Source organism: Chryseobacterium sp. CP-77, assembly GCF_036362765.1.
Classification (GTDB): domain Bacteria; phylum Bacteroidota; class Bacteroidia; order Flavobacteriales; family Weeksellaceae; genus Chryseobacterium; species Chryseobacterium cupriresistens.
In genome coordinates, this window is the sequence record NZ_CP143637.1 from 455,257 (window position 1) to 475,190 (window position 19,934).

Annotated in this window: 19 protein-coding genes; 3 read left to right on the forward strand and 16 right to left on the reverse strand. The window is 40.3% G+C overall.

The features are described 5' to 3' along the window. Positions 1-28 precede the first annotated feature (28 nt). The 3 genes from V0410_RS01930 (at position 29) to V0410_RS01940 (ending at position 4,391) form a co-directional block, all read left to right on the forward strand. Positions 29-2,296 (forward strand): tetratricopeptide repeat-containing sensor histidine kinase, encoded by a 2,268-nt coding sequence (locus V0410_RS01930; RefSeq protein ID WP_330746100.1) that lies wholly within the window; start codon positions 29-31, stop codon positions 2,294-2,296. A gap of 12 nt (positions 2,297-2,308) precedes the next feature. After that, on the forward strand, positions 2,309-3,661 hold the full coding sequence (locus V0410_RS01935) for a sigma-54-dependent transcriptional regulator (RefSeq protein ID WP_330746101.1): 1,353 nt from the start codon (positions 2,309-2,311) through the stop codon (positions 3,659-3,661). Between the two features lie 115 nt (positions 3,662-3,776). Next, a complete protein-coding gene (locus V0410_RS01940; protein ID WP_330746102.1) occupies positions 3,777-4,391 on the forward strand; it encodes a TMEM175 family protein in 615 nt (204 codons plus the stop codon). On the opposite strand, the gene V0410_RS01945 is transcribed toward V0410_RS01940, so the two are convergent. The 16 genes from V0410_RS01945 to V0410_RS02020 all read right to left on the reverse strand — a co-directional run bounded on the left by V0410_RS01945 (position 4,388) and on the right by V0410_RS02020 (position 19,929). Beyond that, a complete protein-coding gene (locus V0410_RS01945) occupies positions 4,388-4,870 on the reverse strand; it encodes a hypothetical protein (RefSeq protein ID WP_330746103.1) in 483 nt (160 codons plus the stop codon). The genes V0410_RS01940 and V0410_RS01945 overlap by 4 nt on opposite strands. Positions 4,871-4,875: 5 nt before the next feature. Next, the gene (locus tag V0410_RS01950) at positions 4,876-6,429 is read right to left on the reverse strand and encodes a sigma-54 interaction domain-containing protein (RefSeq protein WP_330746104.1); all 1,554 of its coding nucleotides are present in this window, start codon (positions 6,427-6,429) and stop codon (positions 4,876-4,878) included. A 133-nt stretch (positions 6,430-6,562) separates the two neighbouring features. Continuing rightward, positions 6,563-7,384 (reverse strand): alpha/beta fold hydrolase, encoded by an 822-nt coding sequence (locus tag V0410_RS01955; protein WP_330746105.1) that lies wholly within the window; start codon positions 7,382-7,384, stop codon positions 6,563-6,565. A gap of 47 nt (positions 7,385-7,431) precedes the next feature. Next, positions 7,432-7,950: a DsbA family protein gene (locus V0410_RS01960; protein ID WP_330746106.1), complete on the reverse strand. Its 519-nt coding sequence runs from the start codon at positions 7,948-7,950 to the stop codon at positions 7,432-7,434. A 2-nt stretch (positions 7,951-7,952) separates the two neighbouring features. After that, positions 7,953-8,414, reverse strand: coding sequence for a redoxin domain-containing protein (locus V0410_RS01965; RefSeq protein WP_123899497.1), 462 nt, complete (start codon positions 8,412-8,414; stop codon positions 7,953-7,955). 4 nt (positions 8,415-8,418) lie between these two features. Further along, positions 8,419-9,111 carry a YoaK family protein gene (locus V0410_RS01970; protein ID WP_330746107.1) on the reverse strand — a complete coding sequence of 231 codons (693 nt, stop codon included), beginning with the start codon at positions 9,109-9,111 and terminating at the stop codon, positions 8,419-8,421. Between the two features lie 5 nt (positions 9,112-9,116). Further along, positions 9,117-10,163, reverse strand: a complete 1,047-nt coding sequence (locus V0410_RS01975) for a cupin domain-containing protein (RefSeq protein ID WP_330746108.1) — start codon at positions 10,161-10,163, stop codon at positions 9,117-9,119. A 133-nt stretch (positions 10,164-10,296) separates the two neighbouring features. Continuing rightward, on the reverse strand, positions 10,297-10,854 hold the full coding sequence (locus V0410_RS01980; protein ID WP_330746109.1) for a hypothetical protein: 558 nt from the start codon (positions 10,852-10,854) through the stop codon (positions 10,297-10,299). Between the two features lie 201 nt (positions 10,855-11,055). After that, a complete protein-coding gene (locus tag V0410_RS01985) occupies positions 11,056-11,607 on the reverse strand; it encodes an antibiotic biosynthesis monooxygenase (protein WP_330746110.1) in 552 nt (183 codons plus the stop codon). Positions 11,608-11,629: 22 nt separating this feature from the next. Beyond that, entirely contained in the window at positions 11,630-12,688 is a 1,059-nt protein-coding gene (locus tag V0410_RS01990) for an NADH:flavin oxidoreductase/NADH oxidase (RefSeq protein WP_330746111.1), read from the reverse strand. Between the two features lie 12 nt (positions 12,689-12,700). Beyond that, on the reverse strand, positions 12,701-14,908 hold the full coding sequence (locus V0410_RS01995; protein ID WP_330746112.1) for a hybrid sensor histidine kinase/response regulator: 2,208 nt from the start codon (positions 14,906-14,908) through the stop codon (positions 12,701-12,703). Positions 14,909-15,020: 112 nt separating this feature from the next. Then, entirely contained in the window at positions 15,021-15,716 is a 696-nt protein-coding gene (locus V0410_RS02000; RefSeq protein ID WP_002978774.1) for a LytR/AlgR family response regulator transcription factor, read from the reverse strand. 54 nt (positions 15,717-15,770) lie between these two features. Then, positions 15,771-16,244 carry a Dps family protein gene (locus tag V0410_RS02005; RefSeq protein WP_110011611.1) on the reverse strand — a complete coding sequence of 158 codons (474 nt, stop codon included), beginning with the start codon at positions 16,242-16,244 and terminating at the stop codon, positions 15,771-15,773. Between the two features lie 164 nt (positions 16,245-16,408). Continuing rightward, positions 16,409-17,251 carry a sugar phosphate isomerase/epimerase family protein gene (locus V0410_RS02010; RefSeq protein WP_330746113.1) on the reverse strand — a complete coding sequence of 281 codons (843 nt, stop codon included), beginning with the start codon at positions 17,249-17,251 and terminating at the stop codon, positions 16,409-16,411. An 18-nt stretch (positions 17,252-17,269) separates the two neighbouring features. Next, complete coding sequence (locus tag V0410_RS02015) at positions 17,270-18,679, reverse strand: carbohydrate porin (protein ID WP_330746114.1); 1,410 nt, start codon at positions 18,677-18,679, stop codon at positions 17,270-17,272. A 5-nt stretch (positions 18,680-18,684) separates the two neighbouring features. Next, complete coding sequence (locus tag V0410_RS02020; RefSeq protein WP_330746115.1) at positions 18,685-19,929, reverse strand: sugar MFS transporter; 1,245 nt, start codon at positions 19,927-19,929, stop codon at positions 18,685-18,687. Between the last annotated feature and the right edge of the window lie 5 nt (positions 19,930-19,934).

A 19,934-nucleotide genomic window follows, 5' to 3' on the forward strand; every position in this document is an offset into this window, starting at 1 on the left:
TTACAGGATAATAGATTACCTTTAAAAAATGAATTTCGGCCTTTATTTTTTATCTAAAAATCTACTAAGGATAGTATTTTTTTCGTTGGTTTTGATGTTTTCATGCAGTGTAAAAGCACAGACCAAGGAAAATCCTGCACTGTTGAGAAAACAGATTTCCTCTTCCACCAATACTGCTCAGAAAATCGCTTTATTGCTGCGCCTGAGTAACTATTACATTACTAAAAAAGGAGAGCTGAAAGCCGACCTCGACAGTGCCGCTATTCTGAACCGACAGGCAAAAGCACTCAATATGAAATCCGGGGATCCGTTGTCTGCCGGAAAAATCATATTTCTGGATGCCAAAATAGATAAAGAAAGAGGCCGTAAAACGATTGCTTTTTCCAACATGAAACAGGCGCTTTCTTATTTTGAAAAAAATCATTTTAAAGAGCAGGCCGGAGAAGCATACAATGAATTATCATATATGTATGACAATAACCCCGAATATTTTGATACTAAAATCAAACTGAAAGAAAAAGCATTGGAACTGTTTAAGAATTCTGGATCAAAACTGAATCAGGCAGGTGTTTTAAAAGATCTGGGTGAGCTTTACTACATCAAGGAAAATGCTGATAAGGCTCTGGGCTTGCTCAAACAATCCCTGTCTGTTTATCAGTCTGTGAAATTCAGAGAATTACAGAGTGTTTATAACCTTATCTCCCAGGTTGAAATTCAGAAGGCGGATTATGAGGAAGCGCTCCGATATGGTCTTCTGGCAGAAAAAACAGCCGAAAGTGTGAATGATTATTCTTTGCAGATGTGCTCTATTTACAGCAATATCGGAATGGTGTATTATTATCTCCGTAAGAATGACGATGCCATGAAGTATTGGGAAAAATCACTGGCCACGGCAAAGAAAAACAAAGATAACGGCTATATAAGAACGGTAGCCAATAATATTTCTACAATGCTGATCAGGCAGAAAAAGTTTAAGCAGGCTATTACCATGATTCAGGAGTACAGAGAAAAGTATCCCATTGTTGATCAGAATTTTGAAATGTCGGAAAACTATATCCTTTTCAGCACCTACACTATTCTAAAGCAGTTTAACGAAGCGGAAGCCTACTACAAAAAACTGGCGGCCTATTATGGTGAAAATGCAGAAAAAAATAACCAGCAGGCCTCATTGCTGCGAAGCTTTGTTTTCTATCATTACCAGACCGGGAATTTTGATAAAATGTACCGTGAAGCCAAACTTTTTGATTCAATAGCCAAAAATAACGGAAATGATATGCTTCGATCGGAAAACCATTTAATGTGGTTCAAAGCAGATTCCATACAGGGAAAATACCTTGACGCCATACAGCATTATCAGCTGTACAAAAAGCTTTCCGATTCTGTTTTTAACGGTGAAAAAAGCAAACAGATCAACAGCCTTAAAATTCAGTTTGAGACAGAACAGAAAGATAAAAATATTCAGCTGCTGACCCAGAAAGCAAAACTGCAGGATATTAAAATTGCGAATGATACTTTTATCAGATATGTTTTCATCGGAAGCATTCTGGCGCTGATCCTTTTTGCTGCTTTGCTGTATAACCGTTCAAGATTAAAAAGCAATGCCAATAAAAACCTTGAACTGAAACGTAAGCAGATTGATGAACAGAACGAACAGCTGAAAAAATTACTTTCCGAGAAAGAATGGCTCTTAAAGGAAATCCATCACAGGGTTAAAAATAACCTGCAGATTGTGATCAGCCTGCTGAATACCCAGTCTGCTTATCTGGATAATGAAGATGCCCTGATGGCCATCCAGAACAGCCAGCACAGAATGCATGCTATGTCTCTGATCCACCAGAAACTTTATCAGTCTGATAATCTTTCAATGATTGACATGTCGTGGTATATTTATGAGCTGATTACCTATATCAAAGAATGTTATTCATCCGAAAGGAAAATCAACTTTACGGTGGATACCGATAAAGTATTTCTTGATGTGGCACAGGCCGTTCCGATGGGACTGATCGTCAATGAAGCGGTCAATAATACCGTAAAATATGCATTTCCGGATGACCGCAAAGGGGAAGTTTTCGTTTCATTTAAAAATACCGGCGAAGATCTTTGTGAACTGATGATTTCAGATAATGGAGTAGGACTTCCTGAAGATTTTAATATCGAGGAAACAGAATCTTTGGGGATGAATCTGATGTGCGGACTTACCGATCAGCTGGACGGAACCTTCCACCTCGAAAACAAAGGGGGCTTAAAAGTGACGATTACCTTCAGAAAAAATACAGAAATAACTCCTTCAAATTAAAGGCTGATTATTATGAAAGAAAAAATATTAATTGTAGAAGATGAATTTATTGTAGCCAATGATCTCAAACTGATGCTGATGAAGGCCGGCTATCAGGTCACTGGAATTGCATCTTCAGTGGTTCAGGCCAGGAAACTGATTGCAGACAACAAGCCGGATTGGGTACTTCTTGATATCATCTTAAAAGGTGACCTTACAGGAATTGATCTCGCCTGGGAACTGCGTGAAATGCACCTGCCTTTTCTTTATATTTCAGCCAATACCAACCAGTCTACCCTGGAAGCAGTGAAAGAAACACAGCCCTACGGATTTATGGTAAAGCCTTTCCGGGAACGTGACATGATTGTTATGCTTGACATTGCCAGATACCGCTATGACATGGAAAGAGGCTGTGAATTGTGTACTGATACCGGAAATAATGAAGTCATTGAAGGAATTATCGGGAAAAGCAAGGTACTTCAGGATGTGGTTGAAAAAATAAGGGTAGTGGCCCCTACAGATACTTCAGTTCTGGTGGTTGGGGAAAGCGGAACGGGAAAGGAAAAAGTGGCCCATTCCGTTCATGAGCTTTCAGAGCGTAAAGCTCATCCTATTGTCGTGGTCAACTGTGCTGCACTGCCGCATGCGCTTATCGAATCCGAGCTTTTCGGACACGAAAAAGGAAGCTTTACCGGAGCCAATACATTGAGGATCGGAAAGTTTGAGCAGGCCAACGGAGGAACCGTCTTCCTGGATGAAATAGGGGAGCTGCCATTAGATTCACAAGTTAAACTGCTGAGGGTTTTACAGGAGAAAGAAATCGAACGGCTCGGAGGAAACAACACGATTAAAGTAAACGTAAGAATTGTGGCAGCGACCAACCGTTCTCTGGAAAAAGAAGTGGCAGAAGGAAGATTCAGGCTGGATCTGTATTACCGTTTGAATGTTTTCCCTATTGAACTGCCTCCGCTGAGAGAAAGAAAGGAAGATATCGTATTGCTGGCCCATTTTTTCCTGAATAAATATGCCGCTGCTTCAAGAAGAAATATCACTTCTATCAGTGAAAAAGCATTGGAACAGTTGTTGAATTATCACTGGCCGGGAAATATCCGTGAGCTGGAGCATTTGATCGAACGAAGTGTTCTTTTAACCAAAACCACAGAAATAGAAAGTTTTGATCTGCCCAAAATCGTTGAAAAACCTACAGAAACACAAGGGCCGCTGAAATCATTGGAAGATATGGAAAGAGATCATATTATGACTGCACTTCAGTCTTCAGGTGGAAAAGTTTCCGGGCCGGGCGGCGCTGCAGAGCTGCTGAAGATCCAAGCTCAGACTTTATATTCCAAAATGAAAAAACTGGGAATTGACAAAGGCTATAAATAATTAAGGGGAAAGCTAGCCGGAGACCCTATTTTCTTTCAATTTTTTAATCATAATTCTTCAAATAATTTGAGGACAAAACCATTATGTCTTTACAATCATAAATCAATCGATAATTATGGAAAAAGAAACGCTCAGAATAGAAGGGTTCAGCGATGGTGTTTTTGCAATAGCCGTTACGCTTTTGGTACTGGATCTTCATTTTCCTGAAGAAAATTCAATACAAAACGGGAATGATCTGCTGATCTTTCTGAAGAATCAATGGCCGGCATTTCTGGCATTTATCCTTTCATTTTTCAGCATTTTCATCATGTGGGTAAACCATCATAAGATTTTCAAACAGATCTACAGCCGGAATTCAGCAATTATGTTTGCCAATGGACTGATCCTTTTCCTGGTTTCAGCAGTTTCTTATCCTACCGCTTTGCTGGCAAGATATTTTGATGGTGGAGCTTCCTCTGTTGTCGTGGCCCTCTATACCGGTATTTTCGTTCTGATCAATCTTGCTTACAATTTATTATGGTTTCTGGCCACCCGTAACAAAAAGCTTTTGCGTCCCGGTATTACCGATACGGCTATAAAAAAGATCCATAATAATTACCTGTATGGGCTTCCTATTTATGTAATTGCATTAATCCTGTCGTTCTGGATCCCGGCCTTGTCGTTGCTGATCATTTTAGGACTTTGGATTTTCTGGGCATTGTCTTCCGGGAAAATAGAAATGGTTGATTAAAAAGGATTATGTCCCTGTTTTACATCATCGATCTGATCTTCTATATATTGAGAGAGAGTCCTGTTTAAAAGGGACGTAATAAATTGGATATCGCTCCTTGACGGTAAATAGGCTTGTCTTATTATTGGATCATCTCCTTCATCCAGATATATAAATAAAAATTGATCCCCTGCATTATAGGCATCGACAACAAAAAAGTTTCTGTTGATATTTCTATTATAGAACAATAACCACGACCTGGCAGCATCTTGAAGTTCTTCCTGAGTTTCAAAAATATTATAATCAAGAACATAACAATAGTTTCCTGCAAGAAATAAAAGTTCTTTTAAAACTTTTGGAAAAGCTTGTCCATTGTTATATTTTACTTCAAGCTGTTGTATTTCTGTAGGCGAAATTGGTTTTATCCTTCCTTCATATTCCTGATTATTGGGATATGCTGCCGGATTACTCTGTAAATATTTTAAAAGCTCTATTTCCATATTGATTATTTCTTATAATAATGTTCCTTCTCTATTCCAAGTTTCTGCATTTTGGAGATCAGCGTGGTTGGAGGTAATCCCAGCAGTTTCGCCGCACCTGTTTCCCCGAAAATACGGCCGTTACATTTTTTGATTATTTTTAAAATATATTCCTTTTCAAATTCCTGCAGCGTTTTAACCTGAAAATCCTGATCCGTGTTTTGAGCGTTCATAACTTTTGGAAAATCCATTTCTCTGATGATATCTCCTTTTGCCGTCAGCATACTTCTTTCAATCATATTTTCCAGTTCACGGATATTACCCAGCCATGGATTGGCAATCATCATTTTTACTACGTTTTGAGAAAAGCCATTAATCTTTTTGCCTGTTTTCGGGTATAATTTCTCCAGGAAATAGTTTGCCAGTAATGGAATATCCTGTTTTCTTTCCCGCAAGGCAGGAAGATGGATAGGAAATACATTCAGCCTGTAAAAAAGATCACTTCTGAACCGGCCTTCCGCCACTTCTTTTTCAAGATTCCTGTTGGTGGCCGTAATGATGCGCACATTCACCTTAATCCTTTTGTTTCCGCCGATTCTTTCGATTTCTTTTTCCTGGAGAACCCTCAGAAGCCTGGCTTGTAATTCCAGAGGTAGTTCGCCTATTTCATCCAGGAAAATAGTGCTGTTGTGAGCCTGCTCAAACTTTCCTTTTCTTTGTTCAGTTGCTCCGGTAAAGCTTCCTTTTTCATGACCAAAGAGTTCAGATTCTATTAAGTTGGCAGGAATAGCCGCACAGTTTATCCTGATCATTTTCTTTCCCGAAAATTCTGAAAGTTCATGAACCGCCTGTGCTATAAGCTCTTTTCCCGTGCCCGTTTCTCCAACGATAATCACATTGGATTGTGATGGAGCTACCTGCGATATCTTTTCGAAAATGAGCTTCATCGCTTCACTTTGCCCCACAATTCCCTGAAAGCCGTGTCTGCTTTTCTTGTCTTCTTCAACTTCTTTCGGAAAGTCCCGGATATTTCCCTGAAATGTTTTCAACTGTTCCTGAACATCCATATTATGGAGGGTAATGGAAAGCTGGGTAGAAATGCCATTTAAAATTCTTTCCGGAATTGTATCTCTTGAAATAAAGCTTTTGTAGAAAAGAAAGAGTACATTTTTACTTTCACCGACAGCCGGCAGTCCCAATCCGACAGCCATCCGCATCCCCGAATTTTTAGCTTTGGTAAAACAGGAAGGAAGGGGTGACAGTTCTTTAAGATCAAAAAGAAGAGGCTCTGCAGAATCAAGACAGTTTTTTACATACCTGTCAAGCTGTTGGTCTGTGGTATAGTTCTGATTTTCAGTCCCGCTGCTGAGTATTTCAATATTTCCTTTTACATCCCTGATCATCATACAATCATTGAATCCCAGTTCAGTTTTGAAAGATGTGTTGATAACAAGCTGAAGCTGTTTCTTATCTAAAATGGTAGACAACTCTTTGGTTAAACGGGAAATCATAAGCTGTTCTTTCTGCATTTCCTGCAGGCGTTTCATCATTTCTGCATTGGGACCAGAAGGCTTACTCATAGAAAATTCTTACTTGAAAGTTTAAAGATAGGAAAAATTGAAAAAGATCTGCATGTGAGTGTTACAATACCTGAAATAAAAAAAGATGAACCGTTAAAGTTCATCTTCAATATATTGAAAAAGAGATGGTTTTTTAAGATCTGATAAATTCAAGAAGGTCTTTGTTGATGGTTGGATGCTCTGTAGTCGGCATACCATGAGGGAATCCCGGATACGTGATCAGTTTTCCGTTCTTTAATAATTTAATTGATTTTAATGCCGCATTGGCAATAGGAACGATCTGGTCATCTTCGCCATGCATTACCAAAACAGGAATGTCAACAGCTTTTAAATCTTCCGTTAAATCTGTTTCTGAAAAAGCTTTGATCCCATCATAATGAGCAACAATTCCACCCATCAGTCCCTGTCTCCACCAGTTTCTCTGTACCCCATCTTTCACATCGGCACCTTCTCTGTTGTAGCCGTAGAAGGGGAAAGTCAGATCATAATAAAACTGATTTCTGTTGTTCATCGTCTGTTCCCTGATATTATCGAAAACTTCCATAGGAACACCGTCAGGATTGTTCTCACTTTTCACCATTATCGGTGGAATAGCACTGATCAGAACCGCTTTCTTAGCTCTCCCGTTTGAATATTTATTCACATAACGGATCACTTCACCGCCACCTGTTGAATGCCCGATGTGGACAACATCTTTCAGATCTAAAAATTCAACCAGCTCAGCGGCATCAGAAGCGTATTGTTCAATAGTATGATTACAAATATTCTGGCTGGAACGCCCATGGCCTCTTCTGTCGTGGGTAACCACTCTGTAGCCTTTCTGTAAAAAGAAGATCACCTGCGCATCCCAGTCATCAGATGATAAAGGCCATCCGTGGTGAAACATTAATACAGGTCCTTCTCCCTGATCTTTGTAAAAAATTTCTGTTCCGTCTTTTAAGGTTAATGTGCTCATGTTGTTTATTTTTAATGTTATGAATTGATTTTTAAATATTTTTCTGATTAATAGGCTGTATTTTCACGTACCAACTGGAAAAGGTCTTCGGCACCGCCATTGAATTTATTTCCGTTAATGAAAAATGAAGGAGTTCCGTTCACTCCGCTGATGATACCGCTTTCAAAGTCTGTATCTACCTTTTCTGCTAATTCCTTCTTATGAATATCAACTTTGAATTGGGGAATATTTAATCCCAGTTTTTCTGCAAGCTTTAACGGAAGATCAGCATTCAGGTATTCCTGGTTTTCATAAATAGCATCATGCATTTCCCAAAATTTTCCCTGCAAAGCTGCCGCTTCTGCTGCCAGTGCTGCCGTTCTTGCATACTGATGCATTTCTGACAGCGGAAAATTTCTGAAGACAAATCTGATCTGATCTCCGAATTCTTTCATTAATTCTTTAAGAACCGGATAGGCTGCTCCGCAGTAAGGACACTGATAATCCCCGTATTCTACAATGACTAAGCTGGCATCTGAGTTGCCCTGAGTGTGGTCAGCATTGCTGACTGATGGTTTAAGTGACATAATTATTTCGTGTTAAGGTTTTCTAATGCTTCTAAAATTCCGTCTGCGCCAGGATTGATGGCGGTGGGAGAGAGATAGCTCCATTCGATGATGCCGTCTTTATTGATGACAAAAAGAGCTCTGTTGCATTCTCCTTCTTCGTCATTGTAAACACCATATTTCCTGGCTGTTTCTCCTTTGGCTTCAAAGTCTGCAAGCAGTGGGAAGTGCAGGTTTCTGGATTGTGAAAATGCCAGGTGGCACCATTTGCTGTCCACGGAAATTCCGAAAATCTCCGCATCATATTTTTTGAAATACTTAAGCATTTCGTTGTATAATGCCATCTGGTCACTGCACACCGGGCTCCAGTCTGCCGGGTAAAATGCAAGGATAACGTTTCGTCCTCTGAATTCGGATAAGGTAATCTTCTGATCCGGGGTTGCAAATAATGTAAAATCAGGAGCAACCGTATTTTTTTCTAGCATAGGATTAGTTTTTAATCGTTGTAATTGGTATTGTGAATGCACAGATGAGCAGTAAGGCTGCCGGAAACATCAACGTCCAGTTTCCTGAATAAGAGAGCAGGAAAGGAGCTACTAAAGCACCGGAGAGAAAGCCCATCCATAAGAATAACAAATGAAAGATATTTACTTTGTATTCCTTCCGCTCCTCTGCCTGATCACTCATGACAAAAAGAGCAGCTGTTCTTGCCAGGCTGTTTAAAGTTCCTGTCACAAAATCGGTGTTGATCTTTTGGTTACCCACGGAAGTGACAATGGTGTTCATAAGACCCATAGAGAAACCGATAACAGCTATAGACACTTCATGGGCAATATGCTCATAATAATCAGTGATACTGTAAAGGATCATGATGCCGGAGACTGTGTAGAAGATCATCTTTGTGCTTCTGAACTTCTTTGATAATGATAGACACGTTCCTGTATAAATCCCCGCCAGAAAAAAGATGATTACAATGACAGAACTGATGATAACACCATATTTTTCACTGAAAACTGCTGCACCTAACTGGGTCGTATTGCCGCTCATAAAAGAAACATAGGTTTTCCACCGTATCAGTCCTGTAGCATCTGTATATCCTGCGATAAAAGCAAGGAATACTGCCAGTTTCTCCTGTGTTCTGACGGTCTTGTCAGGAAGCAGGATTTTTGTTTCCGGAAGCACAGGCGCTATTTTCCAGGTTTGATGAATACTTTCTTTTCCGGAAATTTTTCTATTTCTCCTTCCTTCAGTCCGAAATTGGTGATGACCACATCTTTCGGGTTTCCTGCCAGCCATTCGCTGATATCAATGGATTCATAGGTGCCGCTATTAAATCCGATCAATACTTTACAGACGGTATCTCCGGTATTTTTGATATAATGCCCGGCTCCCATAGGGACATAGCCTACATCACCGGCATTGAACTGTTCTGTGACAGATACTCCTTCCGCCAGGAATACCGACATTTCTGCCTGTCCGGATATAAAATACTGCCACTCATCGGCATTAGGATGCCAGTGCATTTCTCTTAATGCACCGGGCTGCAGCTCCAGTACAGAACCGGCCATTGTGGTGCTGATCGGAAATTCCTTACGGGTAACCAATCTCTGCAGCCCTCCGCCAGGAATGATTCTTGGCTGCTGGGAATGCAGAGGATAGCGGTGAAGACTTGTCAGTTCAATGTCTGATTCCTCGGGACGGGCTGCGGCGTTCACAGATAATTCGTCCGGAACAACTCCTGCTGCGAAGTAAACCTCTTTCTGTGGAAGTTCTGCTACTTCTTCAAGGCTTAGTCCTAAATTCTGTGCAACGATTTCAGGTGGCACACTTGACACAAAATCTGTAACGCTGAAGGTATGGTCTTCCGAAAAATTACCGTTGTCGAAAATCAGGATAAAGTGGCATTCCTCTGTTCCGGTAGCCTGGATGGAATGTCCGTAGCCTTTCGGGAAATACCATACGTCACCAGGTTCAAAATTATCAGTATAACTCTGTCCGTCCGGATGGATAATCGTTGTACGTACCGTTCCTGAAATTACATACGCCCATTCTGCGGCATTGGCATGCCAGTGAAGTTCTCTCATGCTTCCGGGCTGTAATCTCATGGAAACTCCTGCAATACCTACAGAAGCAGGGAATTCTTTTACGGAAGCGCCTCTTGTTGTACCGCCGTCACTGGTACGCGGTTCTTTTTTTTCTAATTCGTATCTGAAACTTAATGATGATGGATTCATAGTATTATTTTTTTGTGATTAATTTTCTTTGTTTTTGCTATTGTAAAGCTACTCCTGAATTTTACTTTTTCTTGATGTCATTCGGTGAAAAGGCAAAATGAGTCGTTGAGGATATGAAGGGCTTGCCACTTTCTTAAAAAGGCTGGTTATATTGACCTGTCAGTGCTTTATTTTCAATGCTTTTTGCAAAATTTGGAGTTTCCTCATGATTGTGGGCGTCAGAAGCGGCCTGTCTGGATGCGGCAGCATCTGCAAGGTTAATCCCGTGTTCTTTCAGATATTCAAACATTTCGGGAGTGGCTGTCGCATGAATTTCATTGGTGTAAAGACAGGTGTTTTCATCAATCTTTATCACTTTCAGTTCCCATAGAACCTGAACTTTTGTACGTCCGTTTTGGGTAATTGAATCCGAGATGGAAAGCATGCGGCAGTAATCGGGACGGTGAACATCTGCAACATAATGCTGAATCATCAGTGCATCTCCAATCGTTTCTACATTTAAAGACACTGGTTGACCATCAAAAGTAACTGAAATAGCAGCTCCGATATGCTGGGTAGAGCAGCGCTGGTATTCGGCGTCCGGCAGATTAAGCAGCCAGTCTGCGATATTCACTTTTTCAATGGGTGCATGGATGATGGCGCTTACGCTTAAATGAGATAGTGCGTTTTCGGGAGTTTGTAAGATTTCCATAGTTGTTGATTTTGATTGTTATGTTATTGATGATGTAAAGCTACAAACCGGCCGTTTTCATTTTTAATGCTGTTCGGTCAATAGGCGAAAACTGTCGTTGAATAAGCTGATGATGTTCAAATAGCAACAGGGAGGGGTTCCTGAAAACAAAAAAATCACTGTAGGTTACAGTGATTGATGAAAGATAATTTTTAAATGTGGCTATTTATACAGCCATTTTTTAATCAGTTTGGTATAATTAGGCATTACAGCAAACACCATCAGAAAAACAATAATTCCGGAATTGATGAATCCGTCAAAATAATGATTGGCTGGAATATGTAAAAACCGTAAAAAAGGAATGATCAAAGCAGGAATAAGAACCGACAGCGGATAAATGGCAGACCAGGTCGCCAGAAACTGTTTCCAGCGTACCGGAACTTTATTCCCTTCATTTTCTGTCGTAAAAAGAAAATCAAGCCCGGACCTGATCTGGTAATGGTCGTTTTTCCTGAACAGTGGATTCGCTTTTTCAATAAGCTTTTTCCGGTTATCCGATTCCATCCAGCTTTTAAGATGGTTAATGGTATCAAAACGGATAATGACAGTATACACAAAAGTCAGATCGGGAATCGGCCGAATAATCTGCAGATCAATAAAGCCTTCAGAATGTTTGGTGACAGGCACAATTTCGTCCAGCCATTTTTCATACTGTGATTGTTTTCCATCCAGAATATGATGGGTAATCACTACGGAGGCACCCTGATTTTCCATAACTGATTTTTTATTGGTTAATTTAATATGCCCTTTTATATTGCCACGGAATTTCTGTTTCAACACCTAATGCTCTGGCTGAATGAATGGCAAAATAAGGATCTCTAAGATGTTCCCGGGCGATAATCACCAGATCTGCATCTCCATTGGCAATGATATCATTGGCCTGTTCCGCTTCGGTAATCATTCCCACAGCTCCTGTCAGAATCCCGGTCTGTTCTTTAATGGCTTTTGCAAAAGGAACCTGATATCCCGGAAATACCTTATCCTTGCTTACATTGGTAAATCCGCCGCCGGATGCCGTAATGAAATCTACACCGTTTTCTTTTAGGATTTCCGAAAGTCTGGTACTGTCTTCCAGAGTCCAGGCTTCCTCCGATTCTATATAGTCAGTGGAAGAAATTCTTACGAAAAGAGGCATTTCAGCAGGAATAGCTTTTCTGATTTCCCGAACGGTTTCCACAAGGAAACGGATCCTGTTTTCAAAACTTCCGCCATATTCATCCTGTCTTTTGTTGATCACTGCGGAATAAAACTGATGGAACAGGTAACCATGCGCTGCATGCAGTTCAATGGTATCAAAGCCTGCTTCAAGAGCACGAAGGGCTGCTTTAACGAATTTCGTCTTCAGTTCCTGAATCTCAACAATGGTGAGCTCTTCAGCAAAAATTCCGTTGAATTCCTGGGCAGAAGATGATTTTACCGTCCAGCCTCCTTCTTCCGGAGTGAGAGGTTTCATTCTTTCATTGGGATGTTTCAGGCTGCCTTTTCCTCCTGCATGCCAGAGTTGAACCCCTATTTTGGCATCCTGTTCATGCACAAAATTTACGATGTTTTTCCAGGCATTTTTCTGTTCATCGTTCCAGATCCCTACATCGGATAATGTAGCCAGACCTTCTTCTGAAACGGCTGTACATTCGGTAAGGATCAATCCTGCACCGCCGACAGCCCTGCTTCCAAGGTGAACGAGATGCCAGTTGCCGGGAACTCCGTTTTTAGCGCTGTATTGCTGCATAGGAGATAGTGCAATCCTGTTCTTTAAGGTAAGACTGCCAATGTGTATGGGTGAAAATAAATTCATTTTTTCTTATTTTTAAATTGTTTTTGAAAATGCTTCAGCTTCGGAAACTGCTTCTGTCAGAACTTTCTGTACTTCTGTCAGCATTTTTTGCAGATCAGAGCTTTCTGCTGATGCTGTTTCAAGAATATCAAGTTTTTCCTTTAACAGAGGATGTAATCCCATGATGGCAATGCTGGATTTCAGATCATGAGCCCACAGTTTCACCTCCTGAAAATCTTTGTTTTCGTAAGCCGTTGTCAGTTTCTGTAGATGATTGGGAATATTCTCAATAAACTGTTGAGTGACCATTTTTTCGAAGCTTTTGTCACCACCGCTTACCGCCTGCATATAAGAGAGATCAATATACTGATAGTCAGATGACGGATTTTCGGTTTTCTTTTCGTTTTTATTATTTTCTTTAAACCCGAGTTTAGAAATCAGCATAAACAGCTCTTCTTCATTGACAGGCTTAGGAATATATTCGTTCATCCCACGGCTCAGGCATCTTTCTCTTTCGCCTGCCAGCGCATGGGCGGTCATTGCGATGATCGGAATATCCAGTCGGAGTTCTTCCCGTATTTTTTGGGTGGCAGCATATCCATCCATCTGCGGCATCTGTATATCCATTAAAACCAGGTCGCATGCATTGCTTTTGAGATAACTTACTCCTTCAAGACCATTCGATGCAATATGAAAATCAATATTCCACTGGGAAAGTAAATGTTTCATCAGGCTTTGATTGATCACATTATCATCAACCACCAGTACTTTCAGGGGCGTATTGGATTTATCTTTAAAATAGTGGGGATCAACAGCTGGAATGACAGTAAGCTGTTCCTCAGCAATTCCGTAAGGAATATAGAAATGAAATGTAGTTCCTTTGCCCTGTTCACTGCTCACCTCGATGTTTCCGTTCTGAAGTACAATTAAGCTTTTCACGATGGATAAGCCTAATCCTGTTCCGCCGTAATTTCTTGTCGTTGAATCTTCTCCCTGGTTGAATCTTTCGAAGATTTCAGTGAGCTTTTCTTTGTCAATTCCAATTCCCGTATCTGAAATTTTAAATCCCAGAACAGCTTCCTTCTCTGTTTGCTGTTTACTGTAGATTTCAACAGAAATATTTCCCTGATGGGTAAATTTTATGGCATTTCCGATGAGGTTCACTAAAATCTGGGTCAGTCTTGTGGCATCTCCCACCAATGTGTCAGGAATAGAAGGATCAATCGTACTGGATATGGTAAGTCCTTTTTCTCTGGCCCGTTCTGTAAAAAATGTTTCTACGGAATTAACCAGTCCGTTGATGCTGAAAATTCCAGGGGTAATACGCATCATTCCGGCTTCTATTTTGGATAAATCAAGAATATCATTGATGATGGCCATCAGGTTTTCCCCGGAACGTTGTATTGAAGAAACAAATTCTGCTGAGGTTTCGTCCAGTGGACGTTTTTGCAGTAGATTGGTAAACCCGAGAATCCCGCTTAAAGGAGTTCTGATTTCATGGCTCATATTGGCAAGGAAGTTTTCTTTGGTCTGTGCTGCTACCAATGCTTTTTTCTCGGCAATATCAAGTTCGTTTATAAGTAATCTCTGGCGTTTGAACTGACGAAGAATGTGATAGCCTACGACAGAACCGCCCAAAATCAGTAAGACCAATATTGAAATGTCATAAAATCTTGCTTTCTGCCCCATTTCCTCACTTTTCTGGCTGAGTTCAACCATATTCAGCTTTCTGCTTTCATATATTTTAGCCGTGATGCTGGTGATTTCATTAGAAATTTTTCGTGCACGCGGATTGGCAATGGAGGTATTATCGTCCATGTTTCCAACAGAAAGATAACGGTGCAGGAGTTTATCTTTGGTTGTTTTCTTTTCCATGGCAAGAACACTTAACCTGTGGATCAGCTTTTCTTCTTCGGCGTTTACATTGTCTTTGGAAAGAGAATCGAGGAAATTTTCAATCTGACTGATTTTTTGGTCGATGCCTTCAAGATGAGTGGTGTCATTCGTTGCAATAGAAGCTCTGATTCTGCTTTCCACCCCCAGAATATCACGGTCAATCTCCCGTAAATGATTGCTTGAACGCAACTCGCTCAGCAATGTATTGTTATTCTGAATCAGCGCCTTGGTATTTCCTGCAGAATTGAGCTGAACAGCTATCAATAGGAGTGAGCCTGCAATAAAAGTCAGGATAATAAAATAGCTGAATCGTTTGTTATCCATTACTGAAGATATGTTTTTCATAAATAACGGTCTGATTTAAGATAAAAAATTCCCGTGAAGAGTCGGGGTTACTCCGGGCCCATTCACAAATAGAGATCAAAAGATGGACAAACATGCCAGATGTCTGTCAATGCTAAAAGACATTCATTCTTGTATTGAGTGCCTTACGGTACGCATCCGCTACGGGAATGAATTTACCGTTGATCATAATACCGCCGTCCTGAAGGGTGTCAATTTTGCCTACAGAAACAATATAGGAACGGTGGACTCTTATAAAATGATCCTTGGGAAGACGTTCTTCGGCAGTTTTCATTTTACCGTGAATGGCAAACATCTTTTCTTTGGTGTAAAACTTTACATAGTCACCCATGGCTTCTGCGTAGAAAATATCATCCAGTTTTAAGCGCCTTGTAATATTGGAATCCCTTACAAAAAGAAACTCATCCCTTGTGATTTCCACATTTTCTTTTCTGCTTTCAAGAATTGTCTGTGCCTTGCTTACTGCCTGCAGAAATCTTACCGGCATAATGGGCTTCAGAAGGTAATCTGCAATATTAAGCTCAAAGGCTTCCAGTGCATATTCTTTTTTCGAGGTTGTGAAAATGATGATGGTCTCTTTACCGGAAAGCGTTTTCGTGAGTTCAATCCCTGTCATTTCCGGCATTTCTATATCAAGAAATATCAGATCTACTGAATTGGACTGAAGATAATGATAAGCTTCTATGGCATTGGAAAACTCGCTGACAATGGAAAGATCCGGAACCTGTTTGGCGAGATGGGCTAATGTTGTTCTTGCAATATCATTATCATCCACGATTAAGGCTTTCATAGGTATAGTTGTTTATGATTCACACAAAGATAATTATAACTTTTTTATTTTATGTTATCTGAAATAGGAGCGGATCATCCAGGCCATTTCTTCATGAGCTTCCATCAAACCTGTAATGAAATCACTGGTGCCATAATCTTTGTACTTTTCTGCAAATGGAGTGATGTTTCCGCGGAGAAATTCAATGATGCTTTCATGGTCACTTAATAAATCTTTCATGTATCCGAGGCCATCGTTTGTTCTTTCACTGTATTCCGTTAAATGAGTCAGTTCCAGATAGATTTTCATAGTCGCCGGTGCATAATGTCCGATTTTACGCATTCTTTCTGCCACGCTGTCAATCAGTTCATCCAGTTGTTTGTACTGTTCTTCAAAGAAAATGTGATTGGCATGGAAGTTATCTCCGGTTACGTTCCAGTGGGCATTTCTTGTTTTGATGTAAAGCAGTGTTTCATCTGCTAATAGTTTTGCTAATTGTTCTGCAACAGCTTCTGTGTTTTTTTCTGTAATTCCGATTTTTGTTTTCATAATAATAAGATTTTAGTTGAGCATTATTGCTTTTTTCTGATGTAAAGGTCTTCAATAACGCAACAAAACGGCTTGGAATTTCGATGAATGGGCAGAATCAGTCGGTGAAAAGCGGACAATTTCCACTTTCCATAAGTTTCAAAATAATATAACACATAATTTTATCAACTGCAGAGATGCTTTCTTAAAAAATCAAGACTGCCTTCAGCCAGCTCCTGGGCATCATGAGGTGATTTCTGCCACAAAGAAACCTGTTCCTGCATTCCGGGAATTGAGGAAGAGAAATTTTCAAGAACCAGATTCCCTTCAAAATTGATATTTTTCAATGCTGAGAAAAACTCTTCCCAGTTGACAGTTCCTTCTCCCGGCATACCCCGGTGGGATTCTGTAACATGAATATGCTTCAGCATTTTTCCGGAATTGATAATCGGATCATAGAAATTATTTTCCTCAATATTCATATGAAAGGTATCAAGGTGGAGGAAAAGATTATTTTTGCCTGTTTTCTTTATAAGTTCCAGGACATTTTCTGCCGTATTGCAGACATAGGATTCATAGCGGTTAATAGGCTCTATGGCAATATCGATACTTTTGGTTTGGGCGTAATCCGCCACATGGCACCACACATCAGCAATGATTTCTTTTTCGTTTTCTGTAAGTGGTTTTCCTGTAAAAACACCGATTCCGCCATGCAGGACACCAGCCAGAAGATGGGTTTCCAGTTCATCAACTTTATCAATTGCTTTTTTAATAAGCTTTTCCGCAGCTTCAGGATAGAACGCAATATGAGCGTCTTTGGGAAGGTTCAGCGAGCATACCGCTTCAAGATGGTTGTCTTCCAGCTGTCTTTTTACGGTTTTTGCATCAAAATCCATTGATGCAGGTAACAGTATTTCGATCAGATCAAATCCGGCCTGAGCCGTTTTTTCTATCGCATATTTTCCAGATTCCGCATTCCATAGCGGAGTGATCCAGGAGAGTAGGGAAGCCCCTAATTTTATATTCATTATATTTTTTTATTTAATTTAAAAAATCCACCATTCTGTTCGTATTCCGAAATAAGTCCCGTATCTTTTGGCTCCTGACTGCTGTAAAAACGGTGAGTAAAGACTGTTCATAGCCTCATCATTATACCTTGATACTTCTGCAATAAAACGGATGTGGGGTCTTGCCCAGACGCTTCTTTCAGCGGTAGGTACGATGGTAGGAGCCAAAACCAGCTTCATCATTGATGCTGCATCCTGGATTCCGTTTTTTCGTGTTGCATAGTGAAATTCAGAGAGAATATGAAACCAGTTGTTGTAGTAATAAGTGGCTCTGATTCCCGTATTAAATTCTGTTTTTTTGTTGAAAATTTCACGGTTATAATAGTCCATCGCTTTGTCAGTACTGGTTGATCCTCCCTTACTTTTGGTGAAAACGGCATAGGGATTAAGTGACCACCGGTTTGAAATATTCCAGAGGAAATGTTCAACAACCGTAAAAGAGTAAGCTCCTTTGTATGTTTTTGTGACCTCATCAGGTGCTCCGTAGGTTCGCCAGGTCTGTGTATTACCATTATCACCTCCATTGGCAATTCCTGTCCCGTATCTTACAGAAAGCTGATTGAATGAACCCGGGATTGTTGTTGGAATATCTGTATTTAATTTAGCTCCAAAAACCCAGCCCTGATCCGATGGATATTGCTCTACGGAATTTTCCCCTGATTTTTCTACATGATGAAATTCTGCCAGTAATTTCAGCTTGTGCTTTGTATTTTTAAAGGGAAGGGCCTGCTCAAGGACAAAAACTTCTCTTTGCCTGTAGATCAGGTTTTTTGATCCGCTGATCACATTGGTGTAAGAATAAGGAGTGGAGTTGCTGGCTGTGGTATCAATAGCTGCCGGGAAAAACATTGAAAACCTTGTGTTTTTATGTCTCAGTCCCCAACCGGTTGCCGAATGGTCATCAAAATAAAAGTAATCTGCAATGTGAATGTCATCATATCTCAGCCATCTTGATCCGGCCCAAACATCCCAGTCACTTCCCATAATGTTTCTGGCCTCAACAAAGGCTTCCGGTAAGGCAACAATCATTCCCTGATTGGATTTTGAGTCTACATTTCCCAGAAAAGTCCCTCCTGAATAAAAGCTCAATCTTGCCTGCATATCGATCTTTGTACTTTTTGTACTGTCACCGTTCACCACCGGGCTAAAATGGAAGGCTGGTAAGAAATCTACGTAATCTCCCTGATCCATTCTGCCTCCTAAAGATCCCTGGTTGTTCAGATTCAGCTGTCTTCCTGTTTTTCCATCGGCATTCGGAGAATAACCGGCTCCGATTCTTCCCGTTGTTCCGAAGGAAAATTTCTTATTGGTTATCGTGATCTGGGCATTAATTTCCCTGCCAGCACACGTAAGTAACATGAGCCAGGCTAATAAAAGCTTTGTTTTCATAGGGATTATTTAAGTGTTTTAGGCTTGTAGTACTTTAATGCAAATAATAAAATAACAACATAGCAAAGAATAGGAAGCAGATACGCATGAGCAATATCTTTTTCAGCAATTCTTCCCATGATCGGTGGAAAAACAGCTCCTCCAAACATTGCCATAACCAGGAATGAGGAAGCCTGCTGAACTTTAGATCCTAATCTTTTAAGCCCAAGACTGAATATGGTAGGATACATAACACTCAGGAAAAGATTGAGCAAAATAAGGCTTACAAATGATACCCATCCGAAACTTTGGGAAATAATCAGGCACAGAACAATATTACATGCGGTAAAAATAGCCAGCAGTTTGTTGGGAGCAATAAATCTCATCAGGAAAGTTCCGATAAATCTTCCGATCATCATCATGGCCATACTTAAAGAAAAGTAATAGGAAGCCTGAATTTCCGGAAGGTGCATTTTTTCTACACCGTAATTGATAAAATAAGCCCAGGTTCCGCCCTGTGCGGCAATATTAAAAAACTGGGCAATAACTGCAAATATAAAATGTCTCTGCTTATAAAGCGGTGCATGAGGATCTGATACAGACTGGTCTTCTCCTTTTTCATTGTCTGAAATGATGATGTCTTCCGCATGAGGGTCTTTCAGATCAGGAACTCTGATAAAGCTGAAAATAATAGTAATCGCAAGAATGACAATCCCAATCCAGGTATAAAGATTTTTTACTGAATCCAGTGATCCAGATCCGGAATCAGGGGTTCCGAAAATAAAATATCCGCCTAAAAGAGGACCGATAATAGCTCCCAGACCATTAAAAGACTGGGCAAAATTAACCCTCTGATCACTCGTCCTTTCATCCCCCAAAGCGGCTACAAAAGGATGGGCTACTGTTTCAAGGGTTGCCATTCCCATCGCAAGAACAAAAAGAGCAAGTCTGAAAAAGTTAAAAGAAGAAGTATTGGCTGCCGGAATAAACAAAAAAGATCCCAGTGCAAACAATGACAGTCCCAGGATGACCCCTAATTTGTAACCGAACTTTTTCATAAACAGGCCTGCCGGAACGCCCATCAATGCATATGCCCCAAAAATGGAAAGTTGTACCAGCCCTGATTTGGACTTCGAAATGTGAAGAATGTTCTGGAAATGCTTATTCAGAACATCACCCATGGTAAGGGCAATAGCCCAGAAAAAGAATAAAGAGGTAACAAAGGACAGGATGATATAGTATTTCTTATCTGTAAATTTTGGAGTATTCATATCGT